This is a genomic window from Bradyrhizobium sp. LTSP849 (assembly GCF_000938255.1).
GTDB lineage: Bacteria > Pseudomonadota > Alphaproteobacteria > Rhizobiales > Xanthobacteraceae > Bradyrhizobium.
Map to the genome: position 1 here is coordinate 101391 of NZ_JYMR01000054.1, position 22338 is coordinate 123728.

Annotated in this window: 14 protein-coding genes; 5 read left to right on the top strand and 9 right to left on the bottom strand. The window is 65.3% G+C overall.

The genetic code is table 11. The annotated features are described in order from the left end of the window. The first annotated feature begins 15 nt into the window (after positions 1-15). Together UB31_RS35865 and UB31_RS35870 are read left to right on the top strand one after the other, a co-directional pair. Positions 16-981: an NUDIX hydrolase gene (locus UB31_RS35865; protein ID WP_045014260.1), complete on the top strand. Its 966-nt coding sequence runs from the start codon at positions 16-18 to the stop codon at positions 979-981. Between the two features lie 128 nt (positions 982-1109). After that, the gene (locus UB31_RS35870) at positions 1110-3815 is read left to right on the top strand and encodes a DUF2339 domain-containing protein (RefSeq protein WP_045005141.1); all 2706 of its coding nucleotides are present in this window, start codon (positions 1110-1112) and stop codon (positions 3813-3815) included. A 62-nt stretch (positions 3816-3877) separates the two neighbouring features. Here UB31_RS35870 and UB31_RS35875 read toward each other — a convergent pair whose 3' ends face one another. The 7 genes from UB31_RS35875 to UB31_RS35905 form a co-directional block, all read right to left on the bottom strand. Then, positions 3878-5566: a methyl-accepting chemotaxis protein gene (locus tag UB31_RS35875; RefSeq protein WP_045014261.1), complete on the bottom strand. Its 1689-nt coding sequence runs from the start codon at positions 5564-5566 to the stop codon at positions 3878-3880. 230 nt (positions 5567-5796) lie between these two features. Then, the gene (locus tag UB31_RS35880) at positions 5797-7767 is read right to left on the bottom strand and encodes a methyl-accepting chemotaxis protein (protein WP_045014262.1); all 1971 of its coding nucleotides are present in this window, start codon (positions 7765-7767) and stop codon (positions 5797-5799) included. A 187-nt stretch (positions 7768-7954) separates the two neighbouring features. Then, on the bottom strand, positions 7955-9697 hold the full coding sequence (locus tag UB31_RS35885) for a methyl-accepting chemotaxis protein (protein WP_045014263.1): 1743 nt from the start codon (positions 9695-9697) through the stop codon (positions 7955-7957). 230 nt (positions 9698-9927) lie between these two features. After that, on the bottom strand, positions 9928-10161 hold the full coding sequence (locus UB31_RS35890) for a DUF6894 family protein (protein ID WP_045014264.1): 234 nt from the start codon (positions 10159-10161) through the stop codon (positions 9928-9930). A 167-nt stretch (positions 10162-10328) separates the two neighbouring features. Beyond that, positions 10329-10937, bottom strand: coding sequence for a hypothetical protein (locus UB31_RS35895; protein WP_045014265.1), 609 nt, complete (start codon positions 10935-10937; stop codon positions 10329-10331). Between the two features lie 113 nt (positions 10938-11050). Further along, positions 11051-12037 carry an acrylyl-CoA reductase (NADPH) gene (gene acuI, locus UB31_RS35900; protein WP_045014266.1) on the bottom strand — a complete coding sequence of 329 codons (987 nt, stop codon included), beginning with the start codon at positions 12035-12037 and terminating at the stop codon, positions 11051-11053. Positions 12038-12077: 40 nt separating this feature from the next. Then, positions 12078-13331, bottom strand: coding sequence for an MFS transporter (locus tag UB31_RS35905; RefSeq protein ID WP_045014267.1), 1254 nt, complete (start codon positions 13329-13331; stop codon positions 12078-12080). 341 nt (positions 13332-13672) lie between these two features. On the opposite strand from UB31_RS35905, the gene nadA reads away from it, so the two are divergent. The 3 genes from nadA to nadC are packed head-to-tail and all read left to right on the top strand — an operon-like array spanning position 13673 to position 17284. Further along, the gene (gene nadA / locus UB31_RS35910) at positions 13673-14776 is read left to right on the top strand and encodes a quinolinate synthase NadA (RefSeq protein WP_045014268.1); all 1104 of its coding nucleotides are present in this window, start codon (positions 13673-13675) and stop codon (positions 14774-14776) included. A gap of 9 nt (positions 14777-14785) precedes the next feature. Beyond that, positions 14786-16393, top strand: coding sequence for an L-aspartate oxidase (locus UB31_RS35915; RefSeq protein ID WP_045014269.1), 1608 nt, complete (start codon positions 14786-14788; stop codon positions 16391-16393). A 12-nt stretch (positions 16394-16405) separates the two neighbouring features. Continuing rightward, positions 16406-17284: a carboxylating nicotinate-nucleotide diphosphorylase gene (nadC, locus tag UB31_RS35920; RefSeq protein ID WP_045014270.1), complete on the top strand. Its 879-nt coding sequence runs from the start codon at positions 16406-16408 to the stop codon at positions 17282-17284. Between the two features lie 156 nt (positions 17285-17440). Here the strand turns inward: nadC and UB31_RS35925 are convergent, their stop codons facing one another. Together UB31_RS35925 and ppdK are read right to left on the bottom strand one after the other, a co-directional pair. Further along, positions 17441-18892, bottom strand: a complete 1452-nt coding sequence (locus UB31_RS35925) for a cell wall hydrolase (protein WP_045014271.1) — start codon at positions 18890-18892, stop codon at positions 17441-17443. Between the two features lie 507 nt (positions 18893-19399). Continuing rightward, a complete protein-coding gene (ppdK, locus tag UB31_RS35930) occupies positions 19400-22315 on the bottom strand; it encodes a pyruvate, phosphate dikinase (RefSeq protein ID WP_045014272.1) in 2916 nt (971 codons plus the stop codon). Between the last annotated feature and the right edge of the window lie 23 nt (positions 22316-22338).

The window sequence follows — 22338 nt, forward strand, 5'->3', positions numbered from 1 at the left end:
AACGCCCGCCACCGCATGAGCGACAGACTGACGCCGATCGAGATCGGCCTGACCGCGGCGATCGTCGCGATCGAGGATCATGAGCCGCTGGTCCTCACCGCGCGCGGCAGCGACGGGCTTGCCGGCCTGCCGTTCGGTCCGTTCGATGCGCCGAGCCACCGCACCTTCGAGATCGGCCTGCGCGCCTGGGTCGAGGCGCAGGCGGGTTTGCGGCTCGGCTATGTCGAGCAGCTCTATACGTTTGGCGATCGTGGCCGGCATGCGGAGGCCGGCGATACCGGTGCGCATATGGTGTCGATCGGATATCTCGCGTTGACGCGTGCGATCGACGGCGAGCTCACTGCTACGGGAGCGAGCTTCGAGCCCTGGTATCGCTTCCTTCCCTGGGAAGACTGGCGCGAGGAGCCGCCGGCCATCATTGCCCGCGACATCATCCCGGCGTTGACCAAATGGGCCGAGGAAGAAACGCCGGAGACGACGCGCGCACTGCCGCGCAGGGATCGCGTGCGGTTTTATTTCGGCCTCGAGGGTGCCGCCTGGGACGAGGAGCGCGTGCTCGACCGCTACGAGCTCTTGTACGAGGCAGGGCTGATCGAGGAGGCGCGGCGCGACGGCCGCCCCGCGGCATTAGCGCGCAAGGCGCTTCCCGCACTCGGCACCTCCATGCGCTTCGATCATCGCCGGATCCTCGCCACGGCCATCGCGCGGCTGCGTGCAAAACTGAAGTATCGCCCTGTGGTCTTTGAACTTTTGGCCGCCGAGTTCACACTTACTGAATTGCAGTACACGGTGGAGGCGATCTCCGGCCGGCACCTGCACAAGCAGAATTTCCGCCGCCTCGTCGAAATGGAAGCCCTGGTCGAACCGACCGGGGTGATGTCGACACAGACGGGTGGACGGCCGGCGGCGCTCTACCGCTTCCGCCGCGACGTGCTCCAGGAACGCCCGGCACCCGGCTTGCGCGTACGTTCCCGGCGCTAGAGCATGATCCGGACCCGGAGGGCCGCGTTAGCGCAAAGTGTGCAGCGGTTTTCCGAGAAGATCATGCTCAAGACCAAGACTTTAAGATCGCGCGGTCGGCCCATGCGCGCCGATCGCCAGGAGGCCCCATGTTCGACAGCCCGTTTGACGACATCGCGATGGTCGTTGCGATCATTGCCTTCCTGATCGCGATCAAGGCCACCAGCCAGGCGACCGAGCTGCGCCGGCGGCTGAGCTCGCTCGAGGCGATGTTGTACGCCCAGCGGCAGGTACAGCCGCCGCCGCTGATGCCCGCGCAGGAGCAGGCGCCTTTGCCTGCGACGACCGCGGCAGAACCACCGCCGCTTGCACCTGAAGCCGAACCAGCGCCGCCCCCTCCGCTCGTCACCGAACATGTTTCGCCGCCGCCGCTCGAAGCGAGCGCGGATCGTGTCGCACCGCCTCCCGTGCCGGCCGCAGAGCCCGGCTTCGAGGAGCGGCTTGGCACCCGCTGGGTGGTGTGGATCGGCGGCCTTGCGCTGGCGCTCGGCGGCTTCTTCATGGTGCGCTATTCGATCGAGGCCGGCCTTGTCGGCCCCGGCGTGCGCGTGTTCCTCGGCGGCGTGTTCGCGCTGGCGCTGTTAGCGGCCGGCGAATGGACGCGGCGCAAGGAGAGCATTTCCACCATCGCGGCGCTGCCGATCGCCAACATTCCCGCGATCCTCACGGCTGCAGGCACGGCCGTGGCATTCGCGACCACCTATGCCGCCTACGCGCTCTACGACTTCCTGGTGCCCGCCACCGCCTTCGTGCTGCTCGGCCTTGTCGCGCTCGGCACGCTGGCGGCAGCGCTGCTGCACGGGCCGGCGCTCGCAGGCCTCGGCGTGGTCGGCGCCTTCGCGACGCCTGCCCTAGTCTCCAGCGGCAAGCCTGACTATTGGGCGCTCTACGTCTATCTCGCCATCGTCACCGCCGCGAGTTTTGGCCTCGCCCGTATCCGGCTGTGGCGCTGGCTGGCCGTGACCACCATCGGCTTCGCCGTGCTCTGGATCTTCCCGGGGCTCGATCTCGGCGAATTGCAGGTCGCGCCGCACGCCTTCCATGCCATCGCGGGCTTCGTGCTGGCCGCGCTGCTCGTGGTCTGCGGCTTCATGTTCGGCCCCACGATCGAGGACGGGCAGATCGAGCCCGTCTCGTCGAGTGCGCTCGGCGCCTATCTGTTCGGCGCGATGCTGATCGTGCTGTCGAGCGCGCATGCTGATCTTTCGTTGATCGCCTTCACGCTTCTCATCGCGGCGACGCTGTTCGTCGCCTGGCGTACGCCTTCGGCCACCGGCGCCTTGGGCGCGGCGGCGGCGACCGTCTTCATCGTGTTCGCCGAATGGGCGGTGCGCGCCAATCCGGACATGCTGGTGCTGCCGGGCGGGCCCCTGCCCGGCATCGGACCGACGGCGACCGACAGCGCCGTGACGCAGCATCTGGTGATGGCCGCGATCTTCGCCGCAGGCTTCGGCATCGCCGGCTTTTTCGCGCAGGGCCGCTCAAGCTCGGCGATCATTCCCGTGGTGTGGTCGGCGGCTGCGGTCGCAACACCGATTGCGATCCTGGTTGCGCTCTACGCACGCATCGCCCATCTCGACCGCTCGATCCCGTTCGCGATCCTCGCGGTGCTGCTCGCCGCCGCCTTTGGCGCAGCAACTGAAACCCTCACCCGCCGTGAGACCCGGCCGGGCCTTGCGATCTCCACTGCTTTGTTCGCCACCGGCACGCTCGGTGCGCTGGCGCTGGCGCTGACCTTTGCGCTGGAGAAGGGCTGGCTCACCATTGCGCTCGCGCTGATGTCACTCGGCACCGCCTGGATCTCGATGCAGCGGCCGATCCCGTTCCTGCGCTGGCTCGCCGCCATCTTCGCAGGCCTGGTCACCGCGCGCATCGCCTATGATCCCCGCATCGTCGGCGACGCTGTCGGCACCACGCCGATCTTCAACTGGCTGTTGTGGGGCTATGGCCTGCCCGCCGCGTCGTTCTGGATGGCGAGCATTTTCCTGCGCCGCCGCGCCGATGACGCGCCGCTGCGCATGGTGGAGGCGGCCGCGATCCTGTTCACCGCGCTGCTCGCCTTCACGGAGATCCGCCATCTCGCGACAGGCGGCGATATGATAGCAGCGCCGTCACTGCTCGAATGCGCACTCCAGGTCTGCATGGCGCTGGCCATGGCGATCGGGCTGGAGCGCTTGCAGCTGCGAAGCCGCAGCATCGTGCACAATGTCGGTGCCGTCATTCTGACGGCGATTGCAGGCCTCATCAGCGTGTTCGGCCTCCTCATCATGGAGAACCCGCTGCTATGGCGCATCGATGTCGGCGGCGCCGTGTTCAACCTGCTGCTGCTCGGCTACGCGCTGCCGGCGGTGTTGATGCTGCTGTTGTCCTATGCGGTGGCGAGCGAGCGCGGCAAGGCCTATGCCAACACCATCGCGGGCGGCGCGCTTGTCTTCGCGCTCGTGTACCTGACGCTGGAGATCCGCCGCTTCTATCACGGCCCGATCCTGTCCAGCGGCGAGACCACGGGTGCCGAGCAATACACCTATTCGATCGGCTGGCTCGCCTTCGGCGTGGCGCTGCTCGGTATCGGGCTTCTCGTCAACTCCGAGCGTGCGCGGCTGGCATCCGCCGCCGTCATCGCGCTGACCATCCTGAAGGCCTTCGTCATCGACATGTCGACGCTGACCGGTGTCTACCGCGCGTTGTCGTTCATGTGTCTCGGCATCGTGCTGGTCGCGATCGGCTGGCTCTACCAGCGCATGCTGTTCCGGCGGCAGGTAGCACCGCCGCCGGCTCCGCAGACGAGCGCGTGACGGCGTTTTCGTTTGAGCATGATCTTATCGGAAAGCCGCTTCGCACTTTTCCGGACCATGCTCTAGGCCGCGCGGACCGACTCCAGGAACTGCGCGACCTCGACCTTGAGGCGCGTGCTGTCGCTCGCGAGCGATTTGGCGGCCGAGAGCACCTCGCTCGAGGCCTCGCCGGTCTCGATCGCACCGCGCTGCACGTCGGTGATGTTCGACGAGACCTCCTGCGTGCCGACCGAGGCCTGCTGCACGTTGCGCGAGATCTCCTGCGTGGCCGCGCCCTGCTCCTCGACGGCGGCGGCGATGGCCGCGGACACCTCGGACAGCCGCTCGATGGTGCCGCCGATCTCCTGAATGGCGCTGACGGATTCCCCGGTCGCGGCCTGGATGCCTGCGACCTGCGCCCCGATCTCACCGGTCGCCTTCGCGGTCTGCTCTGCCAGCGCCTTGACCTCGGAAGCGACGACAGCGAAGCCGCGGCCGGCTTCGCCAGCGCGCGCCGCCTCGATGGTCGCGTTCAGCGCCAGCAGATTGGTCTGGCCCGCAATGGTGTTGATGAGCTCGACGACGTCGCCGATGCGGGATGCGGCCAGCGACAGAGCGTTGACACGCTCGTTGGTCCGCCCCGCCTGCTCGACGGCTTCCGCCGCCATCCGTGCCGAGTCCTGCACCCGGCGGCTGATCTCGGTGATGGAGGACGACAGCTCTTCCGAGGCCGATGCCACCGCCTGGACGTTGGTGGAGGCCTCCTCGGACGCAGCCGCAACGACGGTCGCGAGCTCCTGCCCGCGCTGCGCGGTGCTGGTCAGCGTCGTCGCGGACGCCTCGAGCTCGGTCGAGGCCGCGGAGACGGTTCCGACGACTTCGCCGATCATCGCTTCGAACTTGCGGGTGATGGCATCGACGCGGCGGCCGCGTTCGATCTTCGCTTCGGCGTCGGCCGCAGCAGCCGCGTCTGCGGCCTTCTTGGCGATCAGCGCCTCCTTGAAGATCTGGAGCGCATCCGCCATCGAGCCGATCTCGGTCTTCTCGCCGCGATGCGGCACATCGGCCAAGAGGTCGCCCTCACCGAGCGACTGCATCGGGCGGATGATCGAGGCAATACCACGCGAAACGTCGCGCACGAGATAGTAGGCGGCACCGATCGCGATCACGACCGAGGCCACGATGATGCCGACCAGCACGCGGAAGATCGTGGCGTAGCTGTCGGCCGCCTGCTTCGTCTCCGATTCGGCGCCGCGGTTATTGAGGTCGATGTCCTTGGTCAGCAGTGGATCGGCCGCCTGGGCCATCTTGGCGACCTTGGTCTGCAACAGCTCGTTGGCGTCGGTCGGGAAGCGGCCGACGCTCTTGCGCGACAGCGCCATCACGTCCTGCACGCCATTCAGGTACTCGCCCCACGCCGTCGTCCATTGCCCGTAGATTGAGCGCTCTTCGGCGGACGTGATCAGCTGCTCGTAGGTCTTGCGCGTCTGCTCGATGCGTTCGCGCAGCGAGCCGAGGCGCTTCTCGGCCGCGTCCTTGCCTTCGGCAGTGTCCTGCATCAAATGCAGACGGAGCGCGACCCGCAGCTCGTTGACGTCAGCACGGATCGAGCCGAGCGCACGCACGCTCGGCAGCCAGCTCTGCGCGATCTCGACGGTGTGAGAATTGATGTTCTGCATAGTGCCGATCGCCACCACGCCGACGCCGGCGAGCGAGAGCACGAGGATCGACAACACGGTCAAAAGCTTGAAGACGATCGACAACTTCGACATCACATCTAATCCCGATGATAACTGACAACGCACAAGTCACCTGCGCCGCGACCGTCACAACTGACGACAGGGCGGGGGTCATTCCAACAATGCTGGCTGGTTCTTATCCGGTAAGATTGCGCTCATAGTCGCAAACAGCCGTTAACAAGAGCCTAGTAAAACTACGGGCTTGCCGATTATCGATACTTAACCAAACTACAACTTTAAATTGCCGGTGAATGAGCTGGCCATCATGCGGCCCGCACCGAGTCCAGAAAGCGCGCGACCTCGCTCTTCAAGCGGTTGCTCTCCTGCGACAGCGATTGCGCCGCCGAATGCACCTGCGCCGAGGCAGCCCCGGTCTCGCCGGCGCCGCGCTGGACATCTCCGATGTTTGCCGAGACCTCCGATGTGCCGTGCGCGGCGTGCAGGATGTTGCGGGAAATCTCCTGCGTCGCGGCGCCCTGCTCCTCGACGGAAGCGGCAATAGCCGACGAGATCTCCGACATCCGCGCGATGGTGTCGCCAATCTCCTTGATCGCGCCGACGGAATCCTGCGTCGCGGTCTGGATCGCGCCGATGTGCTGGCCGATCTCGCCCGTCGCTTTCGCGGTCTGCTCGGCCAGCGCTTTCACCTCGGTCGCAACCACCGCAAAGCCGCGGCCCGCCTCGCCCGCCCGTGCCGCCTCGATCGTGGCGTTCAACGCCAACAGGTTGGTCTGGGCGGCGATCGTGTTGATCAAGTCGACCACGTCGCCGATGCGCCCCGCAGCCTTGGTCAATTCGCCGACGCGCGCATTGGTGCGCTGGGCCTGCTCCACCGCGACGTCGGCGACGCGCGCCGATTCCTGCACCTGACGGCTGATCTCGGAGATCGACGTCGTCATCTCCTCGCTTGCGGAGGACACCGACTGCACGTTGGCAGACGCCTCCTCCGAGGCCGACGCCACGGCGGTGGCGAGCCCGTTGGACCGTTCGGCCGCCTGCGTCAGCGTATTCGAGGACGCTTCGAGCTCGGTTGCCGCCGATGAGACGGTCTCGATGATCTCGCCGATCGCGCCTTCGAACCCATCGGCGAGCCGCTGCATGTCCGCCTTGCGCTGCGTGCGCCGGCGCGTGTCGGCCTCCAGCTGCTCGGCGCGGAGTCGCTCGGCTTCCGTCATGTTGGTCCTGAACACCTCGACCGCGCTGGCCATCTCGCCGATCTCATCCTTGCGTCCGACGCCGGGAACGGAAATCGAGAGATCGCCGCGTGCAAGCCCCGTCATCGCGTCGACCATGCCGGACAGTGCCTTCGAGATCGAGCGTCCCAGGAAGAAGCCGACCACAGCGAGCACGGCGACCGTGACGAAGAAGGCGATCATCATCCACAGGCGCACGGCGTCGCGGGTCGCAGTTTCCGCAGCGTCAGCCTGCTTGTAGAGACCTTCGACCGTGGTCCGCACCTCGACCATCCCCGGCTCGAGTTCACGGAACGTCTTCATCATACTGGTATCAAGGGCCGCGCTCTGTTGTGCGGTCTCGGCCCAGGCCACGAACTCCGATTGGTACTTCTGGAGCTTGGCCGTGATCTCAGTCGAGACGGGAGCGGGCACGGCAGCGGCTTCCATGGCCTTCGAGAACTCTATGGCGGCCTTCTTCAGTTCAGCGACGTATTTCGGATCACGCCGCAGCATGAAATCCTTCTCGTGCCGGCGCATCGTCAGCATCCAGCTCGTCAGCCGCGGATTGTCGAGCTCCTTCAGCTTCGCCTCGATGTCATGAACCGCGCCGCGCAGCGAGCCGGACAGGCCGAGTGTCTCGTTCAGGCCGAGCTTGGTCTCGGCTGCGACCAGCGCGCTGAAATCCGTCGCATAGCGCCTGAAGCCCTCCTGGGCCTGCTTCGTCTTGTCGGACAGCGCGCTCATGCCGCCCGCCGACATCAGCCGTTCGACCTCATCGAAATCACGATTGATCGGGCCTATCAGCTCGGCGTGCGCCTTGGCATAACTCTCGTTGCGGCGCTGCTGAAAGTTCTTCTCGTTGCGGCGGGCCTCCAGCATCCGGATCGAGAGCTGGTTGTTCAGGTCGGCGATCGCACGGGCGCGATTGGCGACGTTGCGGGAGGCGTCCTGGGAAAGACTGCCGATCTCGTAGATCGCGCCAAAGGCGACGAGACCAACGAGGCCAAATAATCCGATCGCCATCACCTTGTGGGTCAGGCGGATGGAAAGGCCGCTCATGAATGGGCTCCAAAACGCTAAGGACGCAATACAGGAGGGCGACGCAGCACCCGGAATATTCCGGGGATTATGACCGCTTCGCTTTTCTGGAAAGTTAACCTTGCGGCTCATTCGTCATGGCGCCGCAACATGCGCGCGCGCAACCACCGCGCTTCCACGCGTGGCGGTTGTAGCGTTCGACCCGCCATCAGGCAGCCCGCACCGTCTCCAGGAACTTGCCGACCTCAAGCTTGAGGCGATCGCTGTCGCCGGACAGCATCTGCGCGGCGGACAGGACCTGCGAGGACGCAGATCCGGTCTCGCTTGCCCCGCGCTGCACGTCAGCGATATTGGACGACACCTGCTCGGTGCCCTGGGCGGCCTGTGCGACGTTGCGGGAGATTTCCTGCGTCGCGGCGCCCTGCTCCTCGACGGCGGCAGCAATGGTCGAGGAAATCTCCGACAATTTTGCGATGGTGTCGCTGATATCCCTGATGGCGCCGACCGAATATTCGGTGGCGGTCTGGATGCTGGCAATCTGCTGGCCGATCTCGCCAGTTGCCTTCGCGGTCTGTTCGGCCAGCGCCTTGACCTCGGAGGCGACCACGGCAAAGCCACGCCCCGCTTCGCCGGCGCGCGCCGCTTCGATCGTGGCGTTGAGTGCCAGCAGATTGGTCTGGCCCGCGATGGTGTTGATCAGCTCGACCACGTCGCCGATGCGCGTCGCCGCCTTGGACAATTCGCTGACGCGTTCGGTGGTGTTGCGGGCCTGGCCGACTGCCTCGCTCGCCACGCGCGCCGACTCCTGTACCTGCCGGCTGATCTCGGTGATCGAGGACGACAACTCTTCCGTCGCCGACGCCACCGACTGCACGTTAGTGGAGGCCTCTTCCGAGGCCGCCGCAACGACGGTGGTAAGCGCCTTTGTGCGTTCCGCGGTGGAGGTCAGCGTCGTCGCAGATGCTTCGAGCTCGGTCGAGGCCGACGACACAGTGCCGACGATCTCGCCGACGGCGCCTTCAAAATTGTCGGCGAGCTTGCGCATGTCCGCCTTGCGCTGCTCGGTCGCGACCTGGTCCTGCCGCATCTTGGCGTCCGCTTCTGCGCGCGCCTTCTGCTCGGACACGACCTTGAATTTCTCGACGGCGCCGGCGACCTCGCCGACCTCGTCCTTGCGGCCGAGTCCCGGCAACACAACCGAGAAGTCGCCACCGGCAAGCTTCTCCATCGCCACCGTCAACGCCCGCATCGGTCGCGCGATGCTGAAGACGGAGAAGATGCACGCACCGATCAGGACCATCGCGACCAGCACGCCGGTGATAAGCGACGTGCGCGCAACCGACCCTGCCTCCGCTTCCGCTGCGGCGCGAGTCTCGACACTCCTCTGCTTGGCAAAGTTGGTAATCTCGTTCGCTAGCTCGGAGATCTCTTCGTTGATCGGAGCTAGTGTTTCCTTGCGGATGCGGTCGACCTCGGCCACCAGCTTTGCGAGCTGCGCCGACGCTTCGCCGTCCTTCTTCGCGTCGAGCGCGAGCTCCTGCTTGCGGATCGCCTCGATCTGCTGCTCTCCCTTCTGAAAGTTGCCGATCAGCACAGTCAGGCGATCGATCCGCTTGCGGTTCTCCGGCGACCGCGAGAGCTTCGCCATTTCATCCGAGAACTTCAGGGCCGCCGTCTGGCGGTCGTTGAAATAGGTTACGGCCTTCTGCATCTCGGCCGGCGAGGAGGAAGTCAGGATGTCACGAATGCCGATCTGCATCCCGCGGACCGACGCCTTCGCTTCCGCAGCGTTTTGCGCGATCGATTGCTGTCCAGATGCCCCATTGCTCAGCTTCTGGACCTCCACGTCACCGCTCATCTGGAGGAAGATCATCAGCGCGACGAGGCCGATGGTCAGTGCCGAGGTTATGGCGAGTTTGGTGCCAATTCGCAGATTCTGAATGAACATCATCGAAGTATTTCCCAGGATACGAATTGGCGCGGCGAAGCGCGTAAACGGCCTAGGCAGGCTAACCGGCAGGTTCGTCGTTAACGTTAAGTATCGAGGCTGCGGCCTGGGTAGAAGTACGGGGAACGCGGCTCAAATCACGTGAATTGCACACTCTTCACGAGCAGCAGAGCGATGGCTCGCGAATTTGCAGTTGTCCCATTCGTTAACGTCGCGCGCCACCGACAGCCGCGTCAGCGCACAGTCTCGCCGACGAGGCTGATGCGAAACACCGGCTCCTTGTTCTCGTCGAGCAGCTCCATGCTCCACTTGGCGTTGGGCTTCAAATTGCGCGCGATGCTGCCGAGCAAATTGGCGCACACCTCCCCCATCTCGGTCCAGGCGGCGGCGCGATCCTCGAACTCGTATGGCTGATCGGCGGCGCCGGAATAGCGGCCGGTGCTGATGCGGAAGAAATAGAGCGACATCGTTGAACCCTTGTGCAGAGCCGCCCCCCCGGCCGTCACGCAGGCTGGAGCGCCAGTCGCTACCAAGGCATGAAAGCCGCCGTCCGTATGACTACGGCGCGGCGGCTCGATCGCTGATGGATGTTGTCAGCAACGCACGTGCAGGTGGTCGCGCGCGCAGGCCAAAATCACTCGGTCGAGCGGCGCAGCTCGAGCGGGCCTTCGTTCTTCGAATCGGATTTGGGCTCGGACTTCGCTTCCGATTTCACCGGCTCGATTCGGCTGCTCTCGACACGCGGCGTCTCGACGCGCGCGGCGACCTCGGTGCTCGATGCGTTGACCGAACCGGTCTGCTCGGAGCTGCGCAGCGAGCGCGGCCGCGCCACGGCGCGCGCCATCAGCATCTGGTTGCCACCCTGATGGTGGAACTCGCAATAGGCGAAGCTCATGCCCGACACCGAGCCGCGGAAGCTGCGCTCGTCGGTCTTTTCCAGGTTGAAACAGGGCTCGAACGGAATGCCCTTGATCGAGGCGCAGACGTTCTGGCCGCGGATCTGGAGCGTGTTGCCGGGCAGCCGAAGATGGCGCACCGGACCCGCGCCGGAGAACTGCACCGCGCCGGCGGCGCCAAGATCGTCGAGGATGCGGCCTGCGCCGCGGGTGCCGTCGAAACACGTGAAGGCGAATACCTTGCCGGCAACGAAGCGGCGCGCCTCCTCGGCGTTCATGCTTCCGGCAATGGCCGGCGCAAACGTCACGACAGCCGTGACAGCCCCCAACACAATACGCGCAAGCATGCTCAACTCCGAACTAACCCCCGCAGCGGGCGATGCCGTATCTCTTTACCCGCTGCTTACCATACTAACCAAGGCAACATTGAAGCAGCTTGGTTGGTAAAGTCTGAACGTCGTTAGACAATTTTTACCACGATGCGGCCGCGGACCTGGCCGGCCAGAATTTTCGCGCCCCATTCCGGAACTTCGTCGAGCGGAATTTCCGTAGTTATTTCAGATAGTTTTGACCGATCCAGGTCAGACGCCAGACGCTGCCATGCGGCTTTTCGTGGCTCAATCGGGCACATCACGGAATCGATGCCGAGAAGGCACACCCCCCGCAAAATAAACGGCGCAACCGAGGACGGCAGATCCATGCCAGCCGCGAGACCGCAGGCGGCGATCGCCCCGGCATACTTCGTCATCGACAGCAGGTTGGCGAGCGTGGTCGAGCCGACGCTGTCGACGCCGCCGGCCCAGCGTTCCTTGGCCAGGGGCTTTCCCGCCGCCGACAATTCGTTGCGGTCAATCACCTCAGCGGCGCCGAGCTGCTTGAGATAGTCCGCTTCGGACGCACGGCCGGTCGAGGCAATGACGTGATAGCCGAGCCAGGACAGCACCGCGGTCGCGACCGAGCCCACGCCGCCGGCCGCGCCTGTCACCACCACGGGGCCGCTCTTCGGCGAGACGCCGTGCTTCTCCAGCGCCAGCACCGAGAGCATCGCGGTGAAGCCGGCGGTGCCGATCGCCATGGCATCGCGCGCCGAGAGGCCCTGCGGCAAGGCGACCAGCCAGTCGCCCTTCACCCGCGCCTTCTCGGCATAGGCGCCGAGATGCGTCTCGCCCATGCCCCAGCCGGTGCAGACGACCTTATCGCCCGCCTTCCACGCTGGATGTGAAGACTGCTCGACGGTGCCGGCAAAGTCGATGCCCGCGATCATCGGGAAACGGCGCACCACCGGTGCCTTGCCGGTGAGCGCGAGGCCATCCTTGTAGTTCAGTGTCGACCATTCCACCCGGACCGTGACGTCGCCTTCCATCAGCTCGGCTTCGTCGAACTGCGTGAGCGCGACAGTGGTGCCCTTGTCCGCCTTGTCGATCCGGATCGCCTTGAATGTGGCCACAGCAAAACTCCCTGACTTGTTTCAGGCGATGTTTAGCCGATCAGACGGGCTGCGCAACCGCCCGGGGAGCCGGTTTCTCTACGATCGGAAGATTGATCAGCGCCGAGAGCACGCCGAACAGGATCGAGAGCCACCAGATCGGCGTGTAGGAACCGAAGCGCTCGAACACGATGCCGCCGAGCCAGACGCCGAGGAAGCCGCCGACCTGATGGCTGACGAAGGCAAAGCCATAAAGCGTTGCGAACCAGCGCGTGCCGAACATCAGCGCCACCAGCGCCGAGGTCGGCGGCACCGTCGACAGCCAGGTCAGGCCGGAGATTGCGCCGAACGCGATCGCCGAGAACGGCGTGATCGGGAACGAGATGAACGCGAGCGTCGCGAGCGCGCGGGTGAAATAGATCGCCGAGAGAATGTAGCGCTTCGGCAGCGAGTTCTGGAGATAGCCGACGCTCAGCGACCCCATGATGTTGAACAGGCCGATCGCCGCGATCACCCAGCCGCCGGTTTGCGTCGAGATGCCGCGATCGACCAGGAACGCCGGAAGATGCACGGTGATGAAGGCAAGCTGGAAGCCGCAGGTGAAGAAGCCGAGCACCAGCAGCACGTAGGAGCGATGGCCGAAGGCTTCTGAGAGCGCCTTGGTGAAGGACTGCTCATCAGCGGGCGCGGTGCTGGCGGTGCTTGCGACCGGCGGCGTCGAGAGCGCCAGCGCCAGCGGGATAATCAGGAGCATCAGGAAGCCGAACACGGTGAGCGCCTGCTGCCAGCCGAAATTGTCGATCAGCGCCACGCCGATCGGCGCGAACAGGAACTGTCCGAACGAGCCCGCCGCGGTGCCGGCGCCGAGCGCAAGGCCGCGCTTCTCAGCCGGCAGCAGCTTGGTGAAGGCCGACAGCACCAGATTGAACGAGCAGCCGGCGAGGCCGAAGCCGACCATCACGCCGGCGCCGAGATTGAGCGACAGCGGCGTCGACGAATAGCGCATCAGCAAAAGGCCGCCGGCATAGAGCAGCGCGCCGACGCACATCACCCGGAACAGGCCGAAGCGATCGGCGATCGCGCCGGCGAGCGGCTGACCCAATCCCCACAGCAGATTCTGCACGGCGATCGCGAGGCCAAACACGTCGCGGCCCCAGGCGAACTCGTGGCTCATCGGCTGCACGAAGAAGCCGAGCGCCGAGCGCGGGCCGAAGCCGAGCATGCCGATCGCGCAGCCGCAGAGGATGATGACGGCCGGGGTCCGCCAGTTGGACGAACGTGAGACCGGACCGAGCTCGCCCGCTTGTGTCGACATGGTGTTCCTCCTCGGCCGTTGGCGGATCCGCAAACAGGTAACCGCTGGTCAGCCGTTTAATGCAAGTGCATGAAAATCCCAAGTCGAAAATGATTGCGTCCTACGAAGAGCTGCCAGGGGAGCATTGCGTTTCACCGGGGGCCTCGCCGAACGCGCGAGGGGGCGACTTAACGAGAATGTGTGGGACGAGACCTAGCGGCTCCCAGGAAGGCATGTTATCTTTGATTTACTCAGATTGAGCATATTAGAGCGACGACGGAATGTGCCCGGCTTCTCGGCCGGATTTCTCGGGCTCTATATATACTCATATTGAGTATAATTCACATGCACGGGAGGCTTCGATGCCGATCACTGGAATTTACGGGCCCGATGACTTTACCAACCGGCCGCAGGCCCAAACCGCCCGCACCCACGTCATGCCTGCGCGAACAGGGGCCGCGCTGCCGATGCCCTCGCTGGAATGGACGCCCGAGGTCGAGCAGGCCACCGCGCACCTCTATGAGCGCGTCAAGCACGTGATCCCGCCGATCGAGTGGCCGCTGATGGCACCGACCATCAAGGCGATCAACGAGCTCAAGCGCGCGCGCAACGCCGTGATCCTCGCTCACAACTACCAGACGCCGGAAATCTTTCACTGCGTCGCCGACATTGGCGGCGACTCGCTCCAGCTCGCGGTCGAGGCGACCAAGGTGAAGGCCGACATCATCGTGCAGTGTGGCGTGCACTTCATGGCGGAGACCTCGAAGCTGCTCAACCCGGACAAGACAGTGCTGATCCCGGACCAGCGCGCCGGCTGCTCGCTCGCGGCCAGCATCACGGGCGCGGATGTGCGCCTGCTCCGCGAGAAATTTCCAGGCGTGCCTGTCGTCGCCTATGTCAACACATCCGCGGAAGTTAAGGCCGAGGTCGACATCTGCTGCACCTCGTCTAACGCGGTGCAGGTGGTCGAGAGCCTGAATGCGCCAAGCGTGATCTTCCTGCCCGACCGTTATCTCGCAAGCTACGTGGCCTCGAAGACCGATGTGAAGATCATCGCCTGGAAGGGCGCCTGCGAGGTGCACGAGCGCTTCACCGGTGACGAGCTGCGCAGCCTTCGCGAGGCCGATCCGTCCGTGCAGATCATCGCGCATCCGGAATGCCCGCCGGATGTGCTGGCGGAAGCCGACTTCACGGGTTCGACCGCACACATGATCAACTGGGTGCGGGCGAAAAGACCAAAGCGCCTTGTGATGATCACGGAATGCTCGATGGCCGACAATGTGCACGCCGAGCTTCCCGACGTTGAGATGTTGCGTCCCTGCAATCTCTGCCCGCACATGAAGCGCATCACGCTCGCCAACATCTTGGAGAGCCTGCTGACGCTTGGCGAGGAAGTGACGATCGAGCCCGAGCTTGCGGTGCGCGCGCGGCGATCGGTCGAGCGGATGATCAATCTGAAGAACTGAGATAGAGCCATGACAAACAACATCCACAACCTCACCCGCAGCACCGACGACGTCGTCATCGTTGGCGGCGGGCTTGCCGGACTGTTTTGCGCACTCAAACTCGCGCCGCGGCCGGTGACGCTGATCTCGGCGGCGCCGCTCGGTCAGGGCGCATCATCAGCATGGGCGCAAGGCGGCATCGCAGCCGCCGTGGCCGAGGGCGATAGCCCAGAGGCACATGCCGCGGACACCATCGCGGTCGGCGGCGGCCTCGTCGACGAAGCAGTCGCGCTCGGGATCGCGCGCGAGGCCGCACCGCGGATCCATGATCTGCTGGCTTATGGCGTTCCATTCGACCGCGATCTCGAAGGCCGGCTCGCTGTGGGGCGAGAGGCCGCGCATTCGGCGCGACGCATCGTGCATGTGCGTGGCGACGGCGCGGGCGCGGCCATCATCGCAGCGCTGGGCGACGCCGTACGCCGCACACCATCGATTCGCCTGATCGAAGGCTTTGTCGCCGAAGCGCTGTTGACCGAGGACGGCGCCGTCAGCGGCCTGCAATTGCGTGAGGCCGGCAACTTTGCAGCGAGGCCTATGATGATTGCCTCGCGCGCGGTGGTGCTCGCCACCGGCGGCATCGGCCATCTCTATGGCGTCACCACCAACCCGGTCGAGGCGAGCGGGTCGGGCCTTGCGATCGCGGCCCGCGCCGGCGCTGTGATTGCCGATCCCGAATTCGTTCAGTTCCACCCGACCGCCATCATGGCCGGCCGCGATCCGGCGCCGCTTGCAACCGAAGCGTTGCGCGGCGAAGGCGCGACGCTGATCAACGGCAATGGTGACCGCTTCATGGCGGCGCTCCATCCGCTCGCCGAGCTCGCACCGCGCGACATCGTGGCCCGCGGCGTGTTCGCGGAGATTGCGGCCGGGCGCGGCGCATTCCTCGATGCGCGCGAAGCGCTGGGTGCGCGCTTCGCCGACACATTCCCGACCGTGCATGCGAGCTGCATCGCTGCCGGCATCGATCCGGCCAAGCAGGCAATCCCGATCGCACCGGCCGCGCACTATCACATGGGCGGCATCGCGGTGGACGAGCACGGCCGCAGCTCGATCGACGGGCTCTGGGCCGGCGGTGAAGTGTCGTCCACCGGCGCGCACGGCGCCAACCGGCTCGCCTCGAATTCGCTGCTCGAGGCCGTGGTCTATGCCGCGCGCATCGCCGACGACATCGCGGGCCGCGCCATCCCCTCGCCTGCCCGGCTCCCTGATGCGCTGGTGACGACACGCGGCGGCGCACCGGACGCAGCTAGCGTGAAGCAGCTGCGGACGATGATGAGCGCGTGTGTCGGCGTGATCCGCAACAGTGACGAGCTCGCGGAGGCGGCGCACAGCTTTGCCGCGCTCGAGCGCGAGGCGGCCAGCATCGCACTGCGCAACATGGCGGCATCGGCACTGCTCGTGGCCGCCTCCGCCTGGAGTCGGCGCGAGAGCCGCGGCGCGCATTTCCGCTCCGACCATCCGGCGGAGATCCCCGCGCTGGCGCAGCGAACCACGACCACGCTCGCGGCGGCGCGCGAGGTGGCAGAGAGCCTAACCGAACATCTCGTGCCGCGCATCGCGCAACCCATGATCGCCTGAAGGAAGCCAGCCATGATAACCCCGACCTCACTGCTCAATCCCGACGCCTTCCTCTCCCCGCTTGCCATCGACGAAGCCGTGCACCGAGCGCTCGACGAGGATCTCGGCCGCGCCGGCGACATCACCTCGCTCGCGACGATCCCGGAGGCAACCAAGGCGCAGGCCATCCTCGTCGCGCGTCAGCCCGGTGTGATTGCCGGATTACCGCTGGCGCTGGCGACGCTGCAAAAACTGTCGCCCGACATCGAGGTCCGCGCGCATGTCCGCGACGCCGCGCGGGTCGCCCGCGGCCAGCACGTGCTGACGATCTCCGGTCCCGCGCGCGCCATCCTCACGGCGGAGCGGACCGCGCTGAATTTCGTCGGCCGGCTGTCGGGCATCGCGACGCTCACGGCCGACTACGTCCGCCAGACCGAAGGCACGAAAATGCGCATCTGCTGCACGCGGAAAACCACACCGGGATTGCGGGCGCTGGAGAAATACGCCGTGCGCTGCGGCGGCGGCTTCAACCATCGCTTCGGTCTCGACGATGCGATACTGATCAAGGACAACCACATCGCGGTCGCCGGCGGCATCCGGGCCGTGCTGGAGCGCGCCCGCGCCCATGCCGGTCATCTCGTCAAGATCGAGATCGAGGTGGATACGCTTTCGCAATTGCGCGAGGTGCTCGACAGCGGACTGGCCGAAGCCGTGCTGCTCGACAACATGGATATCGCAACGTTGCGCGAGGCGGTGAGGCTCAGCGAGGGCCGCGTCGCGTTGGAAGCCTCCGGCGGCGTCACGCTGGAGTCGATCGCCGTGATCGCGGCGACCGGCGTCGACTACGTCTCATCCGGCGCGCTGACACATTCGGCCCCGAATTTCGACTGCGCGCTGGATATCGAGGCGTGAGCTGGTCTTCTCCCTCTCCCCGTTCTTACGGGGAGAGGTTGGGGTGAGGGGCCTCTCTCCACGCGTGAGACTGTCGAGGGACCTGTACCCCCTCACCCGAATTCGATCTGCGATCGAATTCGACCTCTCCCCGCAAGCGGGGCGAGGTGAAGTAAACTACCTTCGCACGACTTCGCCCATCTCGGCGGAACTCTTGGCTTCCTGGGCAAGCTCGGCCGAGAGTGCGGCGGTCTGCGCCGGCGTGCCCCAGCTCGGCTCCTCCCTGCCGTCGCCCCAATTGCGCGGCCGATAGAAGGTGTGCACGCCGAACTTGTACATCTTCTTCATCTCGGCGACCCAGGACGGGCGCACCCAATAGGCATGGTAGTGCGTGGACTTGCCGACCTCGGGCAACCAGATCTGGCCGTCGAGCATCGCCTTCGAAATTTTCTTGGCGCGCTCCCACATCTCGGGCTCGCGGATCACGTCGGGATTGTTGTCGCAGGCGAAGGTGAACTGGCAGGCGAAGTGGCGGTACTTGTTCTGATAGACCACGCCGCACACGGTGTCGGGATATTTGCCGGAGAACACGCGGTTCATCACCACTTGCGCCACCGCGATCTGGCCGCGCACGGCCTCGCCGCGGGATTCGAAATAGACGGCCTCCGCGAGACACTTCTCCGATTGCGCGCGTGACTTGTCGTCGAGCGCCAGCCGCTCCGCCGGCGATTTGGCGCGCTGGTTGTCGGCATTGACCTCGCCCTTCGGTGCGACGCTCTCACCGCTCTCGCCGTCCTTCACAACGTCGTCAGACGGCGGCGACAGCGAGGCCAGCTTCATATCGGGATCGGGCATCACGATCAGCGGCTCGGCGCCGGGCTGCCAGCTCTCGATGTTCTCGATATTGCCGCCAAGCGAGGAACTGCCGAAGAACAGGTTCGAGGTCTTCACGCTGAAGGGATCGCGCGGCGGCGCGGCGATCGCGGCCTGCTTCAGCGCGGCAAGCGGCTGGGCCGCAAAGGATAGCGCATTGTCACCAGCCTTCGGCGGGTTGGCATATTGCGGCAGCGGCGGCGCGCGGAGCGCTTCCTGAAGCTCGGGATCGAGCGCAGCTGCGGACTCCGGCGACATTGCCTGCGGCAACGCGACGGGCAACTCAACAATCTTGGCGCCGAACACCGAGCTGTTGGAGGTTGCGGGATCTTGCTGCGCCGGCGGCGCGGCCATCTCTGGCGCCGGCGCAGGCGACACGGTGGCGAGGCGATCACCCTTCAGCGCGCGATCGACCTTGGGGAAATCGGCGGCCTGATAACGCGGCGGCGCCTGGAGCGCCGGGTTGTGTGTGATGGAGCCGGTGACGTCACGACCATCGAGGCTAGCGAGACGAACCATCGCACTCTGCGGAACGGAAGTGCCGATCGGCCGGGAAAAGCTGTAAGTGGCGAGCTGAATGGACGAGGCCGCAGAAAACACCTGCTTCTGCCAGCGCTCCGCAACGCCGGGCTGACGCGCCAGCAGCGATGCAATATCCTGATAGCCGGTCTCTCTCGGCATCAATGCGAAGATGCAGAGACCGATTCCGAAGGACGCGAACCGCGCGCCCTTCGGATGGTTACGCAACACAAACATCGATACGCTCACACTAGGCTTACGCTAGAAAAATCGAGCAGCAGTACATCCGTGCAATTCGATCTTTCTCGTGAGTATCTAATTTAGGTTGCCGGGGCGTTAATCGGCGTTGCGCGCGGAGCACACTCAAGCGGTCTCAGGTGTTTTCACGGGTGATTGCGTGCGTTGGTAAATGCCGCCTCACGTGACGCGGTAAACATCCGGTCAACGCGAATGGTGAAGGAACCCTTGCGCGCACGTATCATTACGGGACGCGTGATGAGTTCCCGTTGTTGCAAGAAGCCTCTCCACACCACCGCTGTCATGCCCGCGAAGGCGGGCATCCAGTACGCCGCGGCCTCTCCGCTCAATCACTACCGCCTCGGCGTACTGGATCGCCCGGTCAAGCCGGGCGATGACAGCGAATGTGCGGTGATCGCAATGACCATGTGGAGACAGCATCGCTTCAAACAAAAAGAGGCGGGGCAAGCCCCGCCTCTTTCGCATCTCAATATTTCTAACCTGCCGTTACGCCTGGCTCGCCACAGCCTTGCCGAGCGCGGCCTGCGCGGCAGCGAGGCGGGCGATCGGGACGCGGTAGGGCGAGCACGACACGTAGTCGAGGCCGATATTGTGGCAGAACGCGACCGAGGCGGGATCGCCGCCGTGCTCGCCGCAAATGCCGACCTTGAGCGAAGGGCGCGTCTTGCGGCCGCGCGCGACGCCGATCTTGACGAGCTCGCCGACGCCTTCCTGATCGAGCGCGACGAAGGGATCGATCGGGAGGATGCCCTTGGACACGTAGGTCCCGAGGAAGCTCGCGGCGTCGTCGCGGCTGATGCCGTAGGTGGTCTGCGTCAGATCGTTGGTGCCGAAGGAGAAGAATTCGGCGCTCTCGGCAATTTCCGCAGCGAGGAGACAGGCGCGCGGCAGCTCGATCATGGTGCCGACCTGATAGGTGAGTTTTGTATTGGTGTCGCGCATCACGGCCTTCGCGGTGGAGTCGATTCGCGCCTTGACGAGATCGAGCTCCATCTTGGTGGCGATCAGCGGCACCATCACTTCGAGGCCGACGGCCTTGCCGGTGCGCTTTTCGGCTTCGACCGCTGCCTCAAAAATCGCACGCGCCTGCATCTCGGCGATCTCGGGGTACGCGATCGCGATGCGGCAGCCGCGGAAGCCAAGCATCGGATTGAACTCCGACAGCTCACGCGCGCGGTCGGCGAGACGCCTGGGATCGGTGTTCATGGCACGCGCCACTTCCTCGACCTCGGCATGGGTGTGGGGCAGGAACTCGTGCAGCGGCGGATCAAGCAGACGGATCGTGACGGGCAGGCCCTTCATGATCTCGAACAGCTCGACGAAATCGGCGCGCTGCATCGGCAACAGCTTGGCAAGCGCGGCACGGCGCGACTGCTCGTCCTCGGAGAGGATCATCTCGCGCACCGTGCGGATGCGCGTCTCCTCGAAGAACATGTGCTCGGTGCGGCAGAGACCGATACCTTCCGCACCGAACTTGATCGCGGTGCGCGCGTCCTCCGGCGTATCGCCATTGACGCGCACGCCGATCTTGCGGACCTGGTCGGCCCACTTCATCAGTGTGCCGAACTCGCCGGAGAGTTCAGGCTCGATCATCGGCATGCGGCCGGCCAGTACCTGGCCGAGCGAGCCGTCGATGGTGATGACGTCGCCGGCCTTGAAGGTGCGCGAGCCGATGCTCATGGTGCCGCGGCCGTAATCGACGCGGATGGTGCCGCAACCGGAGACGCAGGGCTTGCCCATGCCGCGCGCGACCACGGCGGCGTGCGAGGTCATGCCGCCGCGCGTCGTCAGAATACCTTCAGCGGCGTGCATGCCGTGGATGTCTTCGGGGCTGGTCTCGATGCGGACCAGGATCACCTTGCGCCCATCGGCCTGAAGCTTGGCCGCTTCATCCGAGGAGAACACGATCTCGCCTGAGGCAGCACCGGGCGAGGCCGGCAGGCCGGTCGCGATCACGTCGCGCTTGGCGCCGGGGTCGATGGCCGGATGCAGCAGCTGGTCGAGCGAGGCGGGATCGATCCGCATCACCGCTTCTTTCTTGGTGATCAGGCCTTCATTGGCGAGCTCGACTGCGATGCGCAGCGCCGCCTTGGCGGTGCGCTTGCCGCCGCGGGTCTGGAGCATCCACAGCTTGCCCTGCTCGACCGTGAACTCCATGTCCTGCATGTCGCGGTAGTGCTTCTCGAGCAGGGTGTAGATGCGCGTCAGCTCCTGGTAGGCCTCCGGCATCGCCGCTTCCATCGAAGCCTTGTCGGAGCCCGATTCCTTGCGCGCCTCCTCGGTGATGTCCTGCGGCGTGCGGATGCCCGCCACCACGTCCTCGCCCTGCGCGTTGATCAGGAACTCGCCGTAGAGCTTGCTCTCGCCGGTCGAGGGATTGCGGGTAAAGGCAACGCCGGTCGCCGACGTCTCGCCCATGTTGCCGAACACCATGGCCTGCACGTTGACCGCGGTGCCCCAGGATTCCGGAATGTCGTGCAGCTTGCGGTAGGTCACCGCGCGCGCGTTCATCCAGGATGAAAACACCGCGCCGATCGCGCCCCAGAGCTGGTCGTGCGGGTCCTGCGGGAAATCCTTGCCGGTCTCGCGCGCGACGGCGTCCTTGTACTTGCCCACCAGTCCGACCCAGTCCTCGGCTGTGAGGTCCGTGTCGAGCGTATAGCCCTGGCTGTCCTTGAAGGTGTCGAGGATTTCCTCGAAGTGGTGATGCTCAAAACCGAGCACCACGTCCGAATACATGGTGATGAAGCGGCGATAGCTGTCATAGGCAAAGCGCCGGTCGCCCGACAGCTCCGACAGCGCTTCCACGGTGTCGTCGTTGAGGCCGAGATTGAGCACGGTGTCCATCATGCCCGGCATCGAGGCGCGGCCACCGGAGCGCACCGAGACCAGCAGCGGGTTCTTGGTGTCGCCGAAGATCTTGCCGGCCAACTTGCCGACATGGTCGAGCGCCTTCTCAACCTGCGACTGCAACTCCTTCGGATAGCTCTTGTCGTGTGCGTAGAAATAGGTGCAGACCGAGGTCGGGATGGTGAAGCCGGGAGGCACCGGCAGGCCGAGATTGGCCATTTCGGCGAGGTTGGCACCCTTGCCGCCGAGCAAGTCGCGCATCTCCGCTTTGCCCTCGGCCTTGCCGTCGCCGAACGTGAAGACCCACTTGCCGGCCTTGGCCGCGGCCGGTGCTGCCTTGGCAGGAGCGCTCTTGGAAGGCGCTACCTTTGCGGTAACCTTCGGCGCGAGAGGCTTGGTCGCGACCTTCGCGGCGGGCTTCGCCGCCGGTTTGGCAACCGGCTTCGGGGGGCTCTTGGCAAGCGCCTTGCGGGCCGCCGGCGCCGCCTTCGCCTTGGTGGAAGACTTTGATTTCGCTGGGAGTTTCTTAGGCTTCGAGGCGGTTTTGGCCATAGCTTGCACACAACCTGCGAGAG

Excerpts from the sequence above, each read along its gene's own strand:
- UB31_RS35865 (WP_045014260.1), top strand. The coding sequence starts at position 16 with ATGAGCGACAGACTGACGCCGATCGAGATCGGCCTGACCGCGGCGATC.
- UB31_RS35870 (WP_045005141.1), top strand. The coding sequence starts at position 1,110 with ATGTTCGACAGCCCGTTTGACGACATCGCGATGGTCGTTGCGATCATT.
- UB31_RS35875 (WP_045014261.1), bottom strand. The coding sequence starts at position 5,566 with ATGTCGAAGTTGTCGATCGTCTTCAAGCTTTTGACCGTGTTGTCGATC.
- UB31_RS35880 (WP_045014262.1), bottom strand. The coding sequence starts at position 7,767 with ATGAGCGGCCTTTCCATCCGCCTGACCCACAAGGTGATGGCGATCGGA.
- UB31_RS35885 (WP_045014263.1), bottom strand. The coding sequence starts at position 9,697 with ATGATGTTCATTCAGAATCTGCGAATTGGCACCAAACTCGCCATAACC.
- UB31_RS35890 (WP_045014264.1), bottom strand. The coding sequence starts at position 10,161 with ATGTCGCTCTATTTCTTCCGCATCAGCACCGGCCGCTATTCCGGCGCC.
- UB31_RS35895 (WP_045014265.1), bottom strand. The coding sequence starts at position 10,937 with ATGCTTGCGCGTATTGTGTTGGGGGCTGTCACGGCTGTCGTGACGTTT.
- UB31_RS35905 (WP_045014267.1), bottom strand. The coding sequence starts at position 13,331 with ATGTCGACACAAGCGGGCGAGCTCGGTCCGGTCTCACGTTCGTCCAAC.
- nadA (WP_045014268.1), top strand. The coding sequence starts at position 13,673 with ATGCCGATCACTGGAATTTACGGGCCCGATGACTTTACCAACCGGCCG.
- UB31_RS35915 (WP_045014269.1), top strand. The coding sequence starts at position 14,786 with ATGACAAACAACATCCACAACCTCACCCGCAGCACCGACGACGTCGTC.
- nadC (WP_045014270.1), top strand. The coding sequence starts at position 16,406 with ATGATAACCCCGACCTCACTGCTCAATCCCGACGCCTTCCTCTCCCCG.
- UB31_RS35925 (WP_045014271.1), bottom strand. The coding sequence starts at position 18,892 with ATGTTTGTGTTGCGTAACCATCCGAAGGGCGCGCGGTTCGCGTCCTTC.
- ppdK (WP_045014272.1), bottom strand. The coding sequence starts at position 22,315 with ATGGCCAAAACCGCCTCGAAGCCTAAGAAACTCCCAGCGAAATCAAAG.